Here is a 12025-nt window from a genome sequence, read left to right as displayed (position 1 = left end):
GACACAGCATGCGCGTCAGCCCTTTACTCCGGTGAGCGTGACACCTTCGACGAACGCCTTCTGCGCGAAGAAGAACACGAGGATCACGGGGGCCATGACCAGTACGGTCGCGGCCATGGTCAGATTCCAGTCGGTGTGGTGGGCGCCCTTGAAGGACTCCAGGCCGTAGGACAGGGTCCAGGCGCCCGGGTTCTCCGAGGCGTAGATCTGGGGGCCGAAGTAGTCGTTCCAGGCGTTGAAGAACTGGAAGAGGGCGACCGCGGCGATCCCGGGCTTCGCCATCGGGAGGACGACCTTCAGCAGGGTGCGCAGGTCGCCGCAGCCGTCCACCTTCGCCGCGTCCAGGTACTCGTTGGGGATCGTCATCAGGAACTGGCGGAGGAGGAAGATCGAGAAGGCGTCCCCGAACGCCAGCGGGATGATCAGCGGCCACAACGTGCCGGAGAGGTCCAGCTGCTTCGCCCAGAACAGGTACATCGGGATGACGACCACCTGGGGCGGCAGCATCATCATCGAGATCACCAGCATCAGGGACAGATTGCGGCCCCGGAAGCGGAACTTGGCGAGCGCGTACGCCACGGGGATCGACGACACGACGGCGAGCACGGTGCCCGCGCCGGCGTAGATGAGCGTGTTCTTCCACCAGGTCAGAAAGCCCGGAGTGTCGAAGACCTTGCGGTAGTTGGCCCACTCCCAGGTGTGCGGGATCAGGTCCCGGCTGAGGGCCTGGTCGTCGCTCATGAGCGAGGTCAGGAAGACGAACACGAAGGGGAGCGTGAAGAACAGGGCCGCCGCGATGCCGAGGGAGTGGATGGCGATCCATTCCAGGAGCGCCTTGCGGCGGGCCGTGCGTTCGGCGGGGGAGGCCGGTTCCTTCAACTCCACCGGCCGGTCCAGTACTTGGGTCATCTGTCAGTCACCTGCCTGGATCAGGCCGCCTCGGCGCCGCATCAGGAACGCGGTGAAGGCCATGGAGAGGGCGAAGAGGACGAGGGCCACTACGCAGGCCGAGCCGTAGTCGAAGCGCTGGAAGCCCAGGTTGTAGACGAGTTGGGGGAGGGTGAGCGTCGACTTCTCCGGGTAGCCGGGCTCGAACATGGTGCCCGCGCCCTGGATCACCCCCGAGGCGACCTTTCCCGCCACCAGGGGTTGCGTGTAGCACTGCATTGCCGCGATCACGCCCGTGACCACCGCGAACATGATGATCGGCGAGATGTTCGGGATCGTCACGAACCGGAACCGCTGCCACGCCGACGCCCCGTCCAGCTCGGCCGCCTCGTACTGCTCCTTCGGTACGTCGAGCAGCGCGGCCATGAAGATGACCATCAGGTCGCCCACGCCCCAGAGGAAGAGGAGGGTGAGGGCCGGCTTGGACCAGGCCGGGTCGTTGAACCAGCCCGGGGCCGGGATGCCGATCTTCTCCAGGAGGGAGTTGACCGGGCCCGTACCGGGGTTGAGGAGGAAGGCGAAGGCCATCGTGGCCGCTACCGGCGGGGCGAGGTAGGGGAGGTAGAAGAGGGTGCGGAAGACACCTGTGCCGGTCTTGATCTTCGTGATGAGGAGACCGATGCCGAGCCCGAAGAGGACTCGCAGGGTCACCGTGATCACGACCAGCCACAGGGTGTTGCGCAGGGCGGGCCAGAAGTAGGGGTAGTTCTCGAAGACGTACGTCCAGTTCTTCGTCCCGCTCCACGTCGGCGGCTTGAAGCCGTCGTAGTGCATGAAGGAGAAGTAGAGCGTCGAGACCATCGGGTACGCGAAGAAGACCGCGAAGCCGATCAGCCAGGGCGACATGAAGGCCAGGGTCCGAAGCGCCGATCGGCGGCGCTTCGACCTCAACGTGACGGTGCTCATCGCTACTTCGCCTGCGCGATGTCCGTGTCGATCTGCGCGGCCGTCTTCTTCAGGCCCGCCGTCAGATCGGTGGTCCTGCCGCTCTCGTACTCGTAGCCGAAGTTCTGGATCGTCTGGAGATACACGCCGCCGTTGAGGGAGGCGGGAGACGTCGTCGAGTTGGGGTCGGCGGCGATGTCCAGGAACGTCTTGAAGCGCGGGTCGTACTTCAGCTTCGGGGACTTCAGGGCCTCCAGCGTGGAGGGCACGTTGTGGATGGCGTTGGAGAAGTCCACCACCGCGTCGGTGTCCGTGGTGATGTACTTGACCAGCTCCCAGGCCGCGTTCTGCTTCTTGCTGGTGGCGGCGATGCCGGTGATCGTGCCGGTGATGTAGCCCTTGCCGTACTGGTCGGCCTGGTCGTCGGGGACGGGCAGCGGGGCGACCCCGATCTCGAAGTCGGGCTTGGCGTCGAGGGCCATCCCGAGCCGCCACTCGCCGTCGAGCTGCATGGCCACCTGGCCGGTGTGGAAGGGGTGCTTCGGGCCCCACTCGTCACCGAGCTTGGCGCGGTACTTCTCCAGCTTGGCGTAGCCGCCGAGTTCGTCGACCAGCTTCTTCTGCGTGGTGAAGGCGGCGGCGACCGCCGGGTCCGTCGCGACCGTCGACTTGCCGCTCTTGTCGAAGTACGTGGGGGAGAACTGGCCCATGTAGTGCTCGGTCGTGGTCTCCCAGCCGTGGTAGTTCGGCATGAAGCCGAGCTGCTTGTAGCTGTCGCCCTGAGTGATCGTCAACTTCTTGGCGTCGGCCTCGAATTCGGACCAGGTCTTGGGCGGGCTGCTGATCCCCGCCTTCTCGAACGCCGTCTTGTTGTAGTAGAGGCCGTACGCGTCACCGAGCAGCGGGGCCGTGCAGCGGTTGCCCTCGAACTGGGTGTACTCGCTCATCGCGGTCGGGAACGTCTTGTCCGGGTCGATGCCCGCCTTCTCGAAGAAGGGGTTGAGGTCGACCAGGGCGCCGGAGGAGCAGAACTTGCCGACGGCGTTGGTGGTGAAGGACGAGATCACGTCGGGCGCCTTCGAACCGCCCGCGCGCAGCGCCTGGTTGATCTTGTCGTCCGTCATGTTGCCGACGATGTTGACGTGGATGTTGGGGTGCGCCTTCTCGAACCCGGCGATCAGGGACTTGACCGCCTTCACCTCGTTCGGCGCGCTCCAGGCGTGCCAGAAGTTGAGGGTGGTCTCGGCGGACGCGTCGTCGTTCGCGCCGGACTCCGACTGGCCGGTACAGGCGGAGGTGGTGAGGAGGGCCGCGGAGGCGATCAGGGCAAAGGCCGTTATTCGGGCGCGCTGGGGCATGGCGAGGTCTCCCTGGGGCGAGGGCGGAGGGCTGGCGGTGAGGTGAGGGGGCTTGCGGTGAGGTGAGGGGGGTTACGGAGAAGCGGAGAGGGGGCTGCGGATCAGCGGGATCAGCGGGATCAGCGCGAGGTGTCGAAGACCTCGTCGCGGGTGGCCGCCAGCGCGCTCTCCAGCGCGCCGCGCAGCACGGGGTGTTCGGGTACGGCGCCGACGACGAGCTTGGGCCTGGCCGCGGCCAGTTCCGCCAGCTCGGACTCGACTAGGGAACGCAGGACTTCGCCGCCGGAGGTGAGCGAGGCGCCGCTCAGGACGACGAGTTCGGGGTCGAGGACGGAGACGAGGGAGGCGAGACCGGTGGCGAGATGGGTCGCGTAGGTCTCCAACAGCCGCAGGTGCAGGGGGTCTTCGGACTCCGCGGCTCGCCGCACGAGGGCGGCGGCGACCTCGGCGTACGGTCCGGTGGGGATGTCGTGGACCCCGAGTTCACGGGCGAGCTTGGGGATGGCCTGTGAGCCGGCCAGCTCCTGGTAGCCGCCGCTGTTGGCCTTGGTGACCTGCCGGACCAGCGGGGCGCCGGGCACCGGCAGGAAGCCGACCTCACCGGCGCCGCCGGTCCAGCCGCGGTGCAGCCGGCCGCCGAGGACGAGCGCGGCGCCGAGTCCGCCCTCGTTCCACAGCAGCACGAAGTCCTCGTGACCGCGGGCCGCGCCGAGCCGTTGTTCGGCCACGGCGACGAGGTTGACGTCGTTCTCGTACTCCACCGGCATCGGCAGCGCGGCGGCGAGTTCGTCGAGGAGGGTCGGGGTGTGCCAGCCCGGGAGGTGGGAGGCGTAGCGCAGCCGGCCGGTGCCCGGGTCGAAGGCGCCGGGGGTGCCGATGACGAGCCGCTGGATGTCGGCGCGGGCGAGCCCGGCCGCCTTCACGGCGCCGTCGAGGGCGTCGGTGACCTGCTGGACGACGGGCCGCGCGGGGCGTCTGCCAGGGGTGGGCAGTTCGTACGACCCCACCGTGCGGCCGGTGATGTCGGCGACGGCGGCGAGGATCCGTTCGGGGGTGACGTCGAGGCCGGCGGCGTAACCGGCGGCCGGATTGACCTCGTACAACTGGGCGTTGGGGCCGGGTCGTCCCTCGGTGGTGCCGGTGGCGAGGACCAGTCCCGCGGCTTCCAGGCGGGCCAGGAGCTGGGAGGCGGTCGGCTTGGAGAGGCCGGTGAGCTTGCCGATCCGGGTGCGGGACAGCGGGCCGTGCTCCAGGAGGAGGTCCAGGGCGGCGCGATCGTTCATGGCGCGCAGCGTGCTCGGGGTGCCGGCCATGTGTACCCCTCTCCCGGGACGGTTCCGCAGCAGACTTTACGGAAGGTGACTGTTAGGAAGGTTTCCTATCGGATGCAGGGAACATAGGTCTGGACCGTGGGGGAGTCAAGGGGGGTCAGGCAAACCGCCCCCGCAGGAAACGGAGTCGTTACCTGCGGGGGCGGTCGAGGGGGCGAGTGGTGACTACCGCACGTCGATGTAGTCGCCGGACGCCTTCGCGGCGGCGGTCGTGGACGTGCCCGCGAAGACGTACCGGAAGTAGCCGTCCTTGGTCGCCGTCACCGTCGTCTTGAGGGCGCCGCCGGTGCCGGAGGTCACCGTCTTGACCGTGCTGTAGGTGTCCGAGCCCTTGGCGCGGAACTGGAGGGTGGCCTTCTGGGAGACGTAACCGCTGTAGCTGCCGGTCTCCCAGTTGGCGCGGCTCAGCTTGCCGCTGACCGTGATGGTCTTGCCCTTCTTCACCGGCTCGGGCGAGGCGTTGACGGTGAGCTTGGCGGCGCGCTGGATCTTGGCGGTGCCCTTGTTGCCCCAGGCGGCGTAGCCGTATTCGAGGCTGACCTTGTCGTCGGAGTCGTCCATGTCCGCGGCGAGCTGCCCGTAGAAGCCGCCGACCTTCCAGGTCGTGGCGTCCGCGGCCTCGAAGAGGTCGTACGACGGGTCGATGGTCAGCGTGTCGGAGCAGGACTCCGTGATCGTGGTGTCCGTCGTCGCCGTGGTGGTGCAGCTCGGCGAGGCGTCGCTCTCGATCTCGTTCTCGGCGGTCGCGAGCCCGCCGCGGTAGAGCAGGATGCCCGCCGCGTTGTTCTCGTAGTCGATCGTCAGGTCCGAGGGGCGAGTGAGGGTGTACGTCACCGGGACGGTCACCTTGTTGGTGGTGCCGACGACGATCGTCTTCCCCTTGTTCACCGTCACATCGGCGAAGACGAGATCCGGCGTGGCGGCCTGGGCGGCGGGCACGGCCAGCGCGGACAGAGCCAGGGCACCGGACACGACGGTGCCTATGGCGAGCTTTCTCATGTGTTTCCCCACATTCAGGGCGGGCCCCTGGGCGTTGCGCTCCAGAACAAGGGCCCGCTGATGGCCCGAACCTAGACGAGGGGAGCGTGCGTTGGGAATGCAAAGGAGCTGTGAACAAGATTAAATCCGGCCCGGCTTCCCGAGCGGCGTCACGGCTTCATCACGATCCCGCTTTCCGCAGGTGAAAGGGCTCGCCTTCACAGGGTCCTGTAATTTCATCCGCCTGCGAAGGGGAGAGTGGGAGGGGGTGCGGGGTGAGGACCTCGGTGGTGTTGCTGTGTGCGGCGGCGTTGCTTGTGACCGGGTGCCGGGTGGGTGGGGACGACTCCGTGGCGGTGACGCGCACGGGCGCGGCGCCGGCGTGCGCCAAGGGGGCGATCCGGTGGGTCGGCGTGAGCAAGGAGCGGAAGCTCGTCGCGGTGTCCCGGCCTCGTGAGGTGGCCAAGGACGAGGGATGGGTCCGGCTGTCCCCGGTGCGGGTACGGGAGTTGGAGCCGCGCATCGAGATGAGCGGGGACGGTCCGGCCGCCGAGCGGCTGCTCGCGTCCCTCGCGAAACGTCTGGGGTGGGACGGGGAGGAACTGGCGGGTCCGGGCGAGCCGTCGGACGTCGAGGAACACGACGAACGGGCCGACTTCCAGGGCGCGGGCACCTTCGTGGCCGCCCAGGGCGTCTGGTCCATCGAGGCGAGCTTCACCGCGGACTGCTCCGGCAAGCCCGTCTACGGCAGTGTCTCGACCTGGAGGAACGGCGCCACGGCCTCCCTCCAGTGCGGCTACGACCCCTCGAAGCACGGCTCCCACGAGGCGTGGGTCCTGGAGGCCTACGAGTTGGCGTGCGGGTCATGAGGCTGGCGACGGCCTGCTGGCGGGCGAGCGCGGCCAACGCCGCCCCGCTGATGGCCCTTTCGCTGCTCGGCTCCCTCTGGGACGACCGCTCCACCTGGTCCGGCATGGCGCAGGACGTCGTGGCCATGGCGGGGGCCTGGGGTGCCGTCAGTCTCGTCTGGGCGGTGCTGGCCTGGCTGCTGCTCGGGCGGCGCGCGCGGCGGGCGGGGGTCGGGCTCTCCGTGGACGCGCTGGAGGAACGCCAGACGCATCTGCTGTGGCCCGCCGGACCCGACGAGAACCTGCCGGAACGGATCCGTGAGCGACTGGCCTCGTCCGACCGCGCGTTCCTCGTCCTCGAACCGGCCCAGGACGAACTCACCTTCCGCTGGCGCCCCGTCGGCCGCCGCTCGGACCAGTCGGTCCGGGTCTCCCTGACCTTCGAGGAACTCGCGGGAACGGTCCTGGTCGACATCCGGGGCGGCGAGCACCACCTCGGCGTGGCGGGCCTGCACAAGGGCACGGCCTTCGTCGCGCTCTCCCAGATCGCCGTCACGCTGGGCCTGACGGGCGGGAAGGGGCGCCCGCGTGAGCGCGTATGACTGGAGCGCGGTCGTGCTGGGGTGCGGGCTGCTGCTGACGGGGGCGTTCACCGTCGTGACGGGACGGCTCGTGCTCCCGGCGAAGTCCGTGGTACGGCCTCGGTTCGTGGGGGTGTCGGAGCTGTGCTGCGGGCTGATGGGGCTCGGCCACCTGCCCCAGGTCGACGCGGGCGGTACGGCGAGCCTCGTGCTGATGGGCCTGAGTGCTCTGGCGATCCAGATCAGCTGGTGGGCCCCTCGCAGGCAGGCCTCTCCCGCACACGAAGAAGCGGCGCCCTGAACCCCCAGGACGCCGCCTTCCCCGTACCGCCCCCTACTTCTGCGTGAGCGGGGTCGCCGCCTGGGCCTGCGGTGAGGAGGTGTTGGAGTATGCCGACGGGGCCGCTATGGCGGCGGTCGGGTCGGTGTCCGGGGTGTCGTCGGCGGGAGCCGCAGGGCCGCCGACGATGGGGATGTCGGCGGCGTCGAAGGCGCGCTTGACGCGCCAGCGGAGTTCGCGTTCCACCGTGAGGGCCTTGCCCGGCATGGTCTTCGCACTGACGCGGACGACCATGGAGTCGAGGAGGACGTTGTCGAGGCCGAGGACCTCGATGGGGCCCCAGAGGAGTTCGTTCCAGGGCTCTTCCTTGCTCATGCGCTCGGCGACGTCGTCGATGGTGCGCTTCACGCGGTCGAGGTTCTCGTCGGCGCGGACCGTCACATCCACCCCGGCCGTGGCCCAGCCCTGGGAGAGGTTGCCGATGCGCTTGACCTCGCCGTTGCGGACGTACCAGATCTCGCCGTTGTCGCCGCGGAGCTTGGTGACGCGCAGGCCGACCTCGACGACCTCGCCGGAGGCCACGCCCGCGTCGATCGTGTCGCCGACGCCGTACTGGTCCTCCAGGATCATGAAGACGCCGGAGAGGAAGTCCGTCACCAGGTTGCGCGCGCCGAAGCCGATCGCGACGCCCGCGACACCGGCGGAGGCGAGGAGCGGGGCGAGGTTGATCGCGAAGGTGGAGAGGATCATCAGGGCCGCGGTGCCCATGATGATGAAGCTCGCGACCGAGCGGAGGACCGAGCCGATCGCCTGGGAGCGCTGACGGCGGCGCTCGACGTTCACCAGAAGGCCGCCGAGCGCCGTGCCGTCGACCGCCTGGACCGTGCGGTTCATGCGGTCTATCAGCTTGGTGATCGCCCGCCGCACCACCACTCTCAGCACCGCCGCGATCACCAGGATCAGCAGTACGCGCAGACCGATCGCCAGCCAGGTCGACCAGTTCTGCTCGACCCAGCTGGCGGCGTTGGTCGCGCTCTCCTGGGCGTCCTGGAGCGTGGGGACGGCGGGCGTCTGCGACTCCGAGGGGGAGGGCGACGGCGACGCCGAGGCGGCGAGCAGGACAGCGGGCAAGGACACGGCGGGTACCTCCAGGTGCAGCGTCCGCGGCCCGGCCGGATGGTCAAGGTCACGAAAAGGTCACCGGGCGGCAGACCCACCACACTAACGGTGCATCGTGTGCGGATCGTCGCCATGTTCGAGGGAGAGACCGTGCTCACCTGGGGATGAAGAAAGCAGTGGTCGTAGGTGTGGTCGAAAACACTCTCAGCCCGTTACCGGGAGATGGTGGCGTTTCCACCAGGCATGAGGGGAGACTGACTACAGATCGTCCCGGCGCGAGCCACGCGCCGCCGACGCCCAAGGAGGCATCCGTGCCGCATGTCCTGGTCCTCAACGCGTCGTACGAGCCACTGGGCGTCGTACCGCTTCGCCGCGCGCTCGTCCTCGTCCTGGAGAACAAAGCGGTCTCCCTGGAGGAATCCGGCGCCTTCATGCACAGCGCAACCGTCACAGTCCCCGCACCAAGCGTGGTCCGGCTCAAGCGATTCGTCCGGGTTCCCTATCGGGGGCCCGTTCCTCTTACCCGGCGCGCGCTCTTCGCCCGCGACGGGGGCCGGTGCATGTACTGCGGTGGCGTCGCAACCAGCGTCGACCACGTCATCCCGCGCAGCCGCGGGGGCAAGCACGTCTGGGACAACGTGGTGGCCTCGTGCCGCCGCTGCAACCACGTGAAGGCCGACCGACACCTGTTCGAGATCGGCTGGCGGCTGCGCCACAAACCCGCACCACCCACCGGTCTGGCCTGGCGCATCATCGGGACCGGACACAGGGACCCGCGCTGGCTGCCGTACTTGCAGCCGTACGGCGCGGAAGACGCGATGGCCCGGATCGACGGCATCTCTGCCTGACGACGATCCGGGCCTTTGTGCACCCGTGGACGCCGGTGCGCGGACGCTTGTGCACGGACGGTTGTGCACGGACGGTTGTGCACCGGCCCCGGGGGTCCCCCGTACCCCCGGGGCCGGCTCGTCCGCGCGCGCTCACGCGTAGCGCAGCTCCGCGGGTCGCAGGGTGCGGCGCAGCAGCGGGAGCGAGGTGGCGGCGGCGAGGAGACAGGCCGCGTACACCGTGAAGGGGACCAGGAGCGCGGCGTACGGCGTGACGGTCACCTCCTGCTGCGGGAGCCGGGAGTACCAGACGCCGATCGCCATGCCTCCGGCGCCGCCCAGCAGCAGGGCCGGCGCGAGCGGCAGCGCGGTCTCCAGGAGCAGCGCCCGGCCGAGCACCCGCTGCGGCACCCCGGCGGCGGTCTGCGCGGCCAGGCCCCGGCGGCGGGTGGCCAGTGACTCGGCGGTGCCCACGGCCAGGCCGGAGAGGGTGATCACGAGGGTGGCGGCGATCGCGGCGGCCACCAGGTTCACGCCCGTCGTGTAGTACGCCATGGGCGCGGCCAGCTCCTCGGGCTTCCTGGCGCGCAGCACACCGAGCAGCACCTGCCGCACGCCCACGAAGCCCGTCCCGACGACGGTCACCAGCAGCACCGCGGCGTGGGTGCGGGCGGCGGCCCAGGGGTCCTCGCGCAGCCGTTCCGCCGCGATCAGCGTTGCCGCGGTGCGCGCCCGCCGGGCCAGCCACCGCCCGGTCAGCGTGGCCACCGCCCCGACGATCCCCACCGAGGCCACCCCGACCAGGAGCAGCGCCCCGGCCAGCAGCAGCGGTCCACTGGCGTACGAGGACCTCTCGCCCGGCATCCCCGAGGACGTGCTGCGCGTGGCGGCGAGCGCGAGCCCGGCCACGAGCAGCACCCCGCCCGCGAGCAACGCCCAGAACCCGCGCCCCGACCCCGGCCGCACCCGCCGCACCCGGCCCAGCGGCGAGGCCACCACCCGGCGCAGCGCCAGCACACCCGCCACGGCCCCCAGCACGGGCACCGCGAGGGCGATCACCGCGATCCCGGCCCAGGCGAGCCAGGTCGGACGGTCCCACTGGCCCAGCAGGACGGCCACCGAGACGACGGTGGCGAGCACCGAGCCGAGCAGACAGGCCAGCCCGGTCTCCAGCCCCGCGATCCGCCGCACCTGCGCCGCCGAGGCCCCGGCCAGCCGCAGCCCGGCGAGCCGCCGGTCGCGGTGCACGGCCCCGATACGGGCGCTCTGCCCGAGAAACCCGAGCACGGGCACGAGCAGGAGCAGCAGCACGACGATCACCCCGGACCGCGTCCCGGGATCGTCGAGCAGCCCCGCGCCCACGGGCAGGTGATACCGCCCCTGGAGCGCGGCGAGACTCACGGCGGCCAGCGCGAACCCGGTCGCCAGCGCCGCCCCGACCGCGGTGAGCCCGACCCGCCACCACTCCCGCCGGTCGGAACCACGGGTGAGCAGCCAGGCGAGCCGAAGATCCCCGACGAGGCCCCGCAGGGCGGACCGGATCCCACCCCGCGTGCCGCCACCGCCACCGCTCCCGGCGCTCATGCCGCCACCCGCACCGATTTCGGAGCTCATGCCGCCACCCCCACCGGCGCGACGGCCCCGTCGCTCAGCCGGACCTCGCGGTCCGCGTACGCCGCCACTTGGGCGTCATGCGTGATGAGGAGCACGGCTGTGTCCTGCTCGCGGGCGGTGTGCACCAGGGCCGCCATGACCTGCTCACCGGCCAGGGAGTCCAGCGCACCCGTGGGCTCGTCCGCGAAGACGATCCTCGGCCCGGTGACCAGGGCCCGGGCCAGCGAGGCCCGCTGGGCCTGGCCGCCGCTCAGCTCGCCGGGCCGCAGCGCCTCCTGCCCGCGCACCCCGAACCGCTCCAACCACTCGCCGGCCTTGGCGTGGGCGTCGGTGCGGGAGCCGCCCGCCAGCATCAGGGGCAGGGCGACGTTGTCGAGGACGGTCAGCTCGGGGATCAGCTGGCCGAACTGGAACACCACCCCGAACTCGGTCCGGCGCAGCTCGCTCAGCCGCTTATCGGGCAGCGTGTCGAGCCGCTCCCCGCCATAGCTCACGGAGCCCGCGTCCGGACGGACGATGCCGGCGAGGCAGTGCAGCAGCGTCGACTTTCCGCTGCCGCTGGCGCCGGTCACGGCCAGGATCTCGCCGGCCCGCAGCTCGACCGAGGCACCGCGCAGGGCCTCGGTCCTGCCGTGCGCCTTGACGAGGTCGCGGGCCGCGAGAAGCGGCACTGGGTTGCTCATGCTGTGTCGACCTCCGCGGTCAGGGTGGTCAGCCGGCCCGCCGTGGTGTTCATCCAACGGAGGTCGGCATCAAGGTGGTTGAGGGCGTAGTCCGCCGAGAGCACGGTCGCGAGATCCGCGCCCTTGGCCGTCTTCACCTGGGTCAGCTCCCGCATCCGCGCCATATGGGCGGCACGCTGGGCGCTCAGATACGAGGCGGGATCCCCGCCGGAGAGGATCGCGACGACGACCTTGGCGAAGATCTCGTTGGCCACGAACGGCGCGGGCGGCGTGATCTCCCCGGCCCACGAGGCCAGTTCACGCCCCCCGTCGTCCGTCGACCGGTACATGGTCCGCTCCGGCCCGCCGTCGGAGTCGATGCCCTCGACTTCGGCGAGCCCGTCGCGGACGAGCCGCTGAAGGGTTGTGTAAACCTGCCCGTAGGCCAGCGGACGGGCCTGCGGAAAACGTTCGTCATGGCGTCGCTTGAGGTCATAGCCGTGGCTGGGCCCCGAGGCGAGCAGCCCCAGCAGGATGTGGCGGGTGCTCATGCGGACGATTATGCACTCGATACATGTACTGAGTGAATAGTGA

At 70.1% G+C, this 12025-nt stretch carries 13 protein-coding genes; 4 read left to right on the top strand and 9 right to left on the bottom strand.

Annotated elements, in window-relative coordinates; translation table 11 throughout:
- Window positions 1-15: 15 nt before the first annotated feature.
- From ABZ928_RS26100 to ABZ928_RS26080, 5 genes are all read right to left on the bottom strand, one after another.
- Window positions 16-909, bottom strand: a complete 894-nt coding sequence (locus ABZ928_RS26100; protein WP_361523546.1) for a carbohydrate ABC transporter permease — start codon at window positions 907-909, stop codon at window positions 16-18.
- A 3-nt stretch (window positions 910-912) separates the two neighbouring features.
- Entirely contained in the window at window positions 913-1854 is a 942-nt protein-coding gene (locus ABZ928_RS26095) for a sugar ABC transporter permease (RefSeq protein ID WP_361523543.1), read from the bottom strand.
- A 2-nt stretch (window positions 1855-1856) separates the two neighbouring features.
- Complete coding sequence (locus ABZ928_RS26090; RefSeq protein WP_361523541.1) at window positions 1857-3191, bottom strand: ABC transporter substrate-binding protein; 1335 nt, start codon at window positions 3189-3191, stop codon at window positions 1857-1859.
- Between the two features lie 119 nt (window positions 3192-3310).
- Window positions 3311-4504: an ROK family transcriptional regulator gene (locus tag ABZ928_RS26085; protein WP_361523538.1), complete on the bottom strand. Its 1194-nt coding sequence runs from the start codon at window positions 4502-4504 to the stop codon at window positions 3311-3313.
- 183 nt (window positions 4505-4687) lie between these two features.
- Window positions 4688-5521 carry a hypothetical protein gene (locus tag ABZ928_RS26080; RefSeq protein WP_361523536.1) on the bottom strand — a complete coding sequence of 278 codons (834 nt, stop codon included), beginning with the start codon at window positions 5519-5521 and terminating at the stop codon, window positions 4688-4690.
- A 329-nt stretch (window positions 5522-5850) separates the two neighbouring features.
- Here ABZ928_RS26080 and ABZ928_RS26075 point away from each other — a divergent pair, with 329 nt between their 5' ends.
- From ABZ928_RS26075 to ABZ928_RS26065, 3 genes are read left to right on the top strand one after another with little or no spacing between them, the layout of a single operon-like run.
- Window positions 5851-6369, top strand: coding sequence for a hypothetical protein (locus ABZ928_RS26075; protein WP_361523533.1), 519 nt, complete (start codon window positions 5851-5853; stop codon window positions 6367-6369).
- Window positions 6366-6950, top strand: coding sequence for a hypothetical protein (locus tag ABZ928_RS26070; protein ID WP_361523531.1), 585 nt, complete (start codon window positions 6366-6368; stop codon window positions 6948-6950). Before ABZ928_RS26075 ends, ABZ928_RS26070 begins: the two co-directional genes overlap by 4 nt.
- The gene (locus ABZ928_RS26065; protein WP_361523528.1) at window positions 6937-7230 is read left to right on the top strand and encodes a hypothetical protein; all 294 of its coding nucleotides are present in this window, start codon (window positions 6937-6939) and stop codon (window positions 7228-7230) included. The genes ABZ928_RS26070 and ABZ928_RS26065 overlap by 14 nt, the downstream gene beginning before the upstream one ends.
- 33 nt (window positions 7231-7263) lie before the next feature.
- Here the strand turns inward: ABZ928_RS26065 and ABZ928_RS26060 are convergent, their stop codons facing one another.
- Window positions 7264-8346: a mechanosensitive ion channel family protein gene (locus ABZ928_RS26060; protein ID WP_361523525.1), complete on the bottom strand. Its 1083-nt coding sequence runs from the start codon at window positions 8344-8346 to the stop codon at window positions 7264-7266.
- A 293-nt stretch (window positions 8347-8639) separates the two neighbouring features.
- On the opposite strand from ABZ928_RS26060, the gene ABZ928_RS26055 reads away from it, so the two are divergent.
- Window positions 8640-9176 carry an HNH endonuclease gene (locus ABZ928_RS26055; protein WP_020116449.1) on the top strand — a complete coding sequence of 179 codons (537 nt, stop codon included), beginning with the start codon at window positions 8640-8642 and terminating at the stop codon, window positions 9174-9176.
- A 132-nt stretch (window positions 9177-9308) separates the two neighbouring features.
- Here the strand turns inward: ABZ928_RS26055 and ABZ928_RS26050 are convergent, their stop codons facing one another.
- From ABZ928_RS26050 to ABZ928_RS26040, 3 genes are read right to left on the bottom strand one after another with little or no spacing between them, the layout of a single operon-like run.
- Window positions 9309-10769 (bottom strand): FtsX-like permease family protein, encoded by a 1461-nt coding sequence (locus tag ABZ928_RS26050; RefSeq protein WP_361523521.1) that lies wholly within the window; start codon window positions 10767-10769, stop codon window positions 9309-9311.
- Complete coding sequence (locus tag ABZ928_RS26045; protein WP_361523519.1) at window positions 10766-11452, bottom strand: ABC transporter ATP-binding protein; 687 nt, start codon at window positions 11450-11452, stop codon at window positions 10766-10768. The genes ABZ928_RS26050 and ABZ928_RS26045 overlap by 4 nt, the downstream gene beginning before the upstream one ends.
- A complete protein-coding gene (locus tag ABZ928_RS26040; RefSeq protein WP_361523516.1) occupies window positions 11449-11982 on the bottom strand; it encodes a PadR family transcriptional regulator in 534 nt (177 codons plus the stop codon). Before ABZ928_RS26040 ends, ABZ928_RS26045 begins: the two co-directional genes overlap by 4 nt.
- Between the last annotated feature and the right edge of the window lie 43 nt (window positions 11983-12025).

The sequence above is a fragment of the Streptomyces sp. NPDC046909 genome, assembly GCF_040644695.1.
Lineage (GTDB): Bacteria > Actinomycetota > Actinomycetes > Streptomycetales > Streptomycetaceae > Streptomyces.
This window is presented reverse-complemented; position numbering and strand designations above follow the sequence as displayed.

What these genes read in the sequence shown, in the direction of transcription:
- ABZ928_RS26085 (WP_361523538.1), bottom strand. Translation starts at nt 4,504, where the DNA reads ATGGCCGGCACCCCGAGCACGCTGCGCGCCATGAACGATCGCGCCGCC.
- ABZ928_RS26100 (WP_361523546.1), bottom strand. Translation starts at nt 909, where the DNA reads ATGACCCAAGTACTGGACCGGCCGGTGGAGTTGAAGGAACCGGCCTCC.
- ABZ928_RS26040 (WP_361523516.1), bottom strand. Translation starts at nt 11,982, where the DNA reads ATGAGCACCCGCCACATCCTGCTGGGGCTGCTCGCCTCGGGGCCCAGC.
- ABZ928_RS26095 (WP_361523543.1), bottom strand. Translation starts at nt 1,854, where the DNA reads ATGAGCACCGTCACGTTGAGGTCGAAGCGCCGCCGATCGGCGCTTCGG.
- ABZ928_RS26090 (WP_361523541.1), bottom strand. Translation starts at nt 3,191, where the DNA reads ATGCCCCAGCGCGCCCGAATAACGGCCTTTGCCCTGATCGCCTCCGCG.
- ABZ928_RS26050 (WP_361523521.1), bottom strand. Translation starts at nt 10,769, where the DNA reads ATGAGCTCCGAAATCGGTGCGGGTGGCGGCATGAGCGCCGGGAGCGGT.
- ABZ928_RS26070 (WP_361523531.1), top strand. Translation starts at nt 6,366, where the DNA reads ATGAGGCTGGCGACGGCCTGCTGGCGGGCGAGCGCGGCCAACGCCGCC.
- ABZ928_RS26080 (WP_361523536.1), bottom strand. Translation starts at nt 5,521, where the DNA reads ATGAGAAAGCTCGCCATAGGCACCGTCGTGTCCGGTGCCCTGGCTCTG.
- ABZ928_RS26045 (WP_361523519.1), bottom strand. Translation starts at nt 11,452, where the DNA reads ATGAGCAACCCAGTGCCGCTTCTCGCGGCCCGCGACCTCGTCAAGGCG.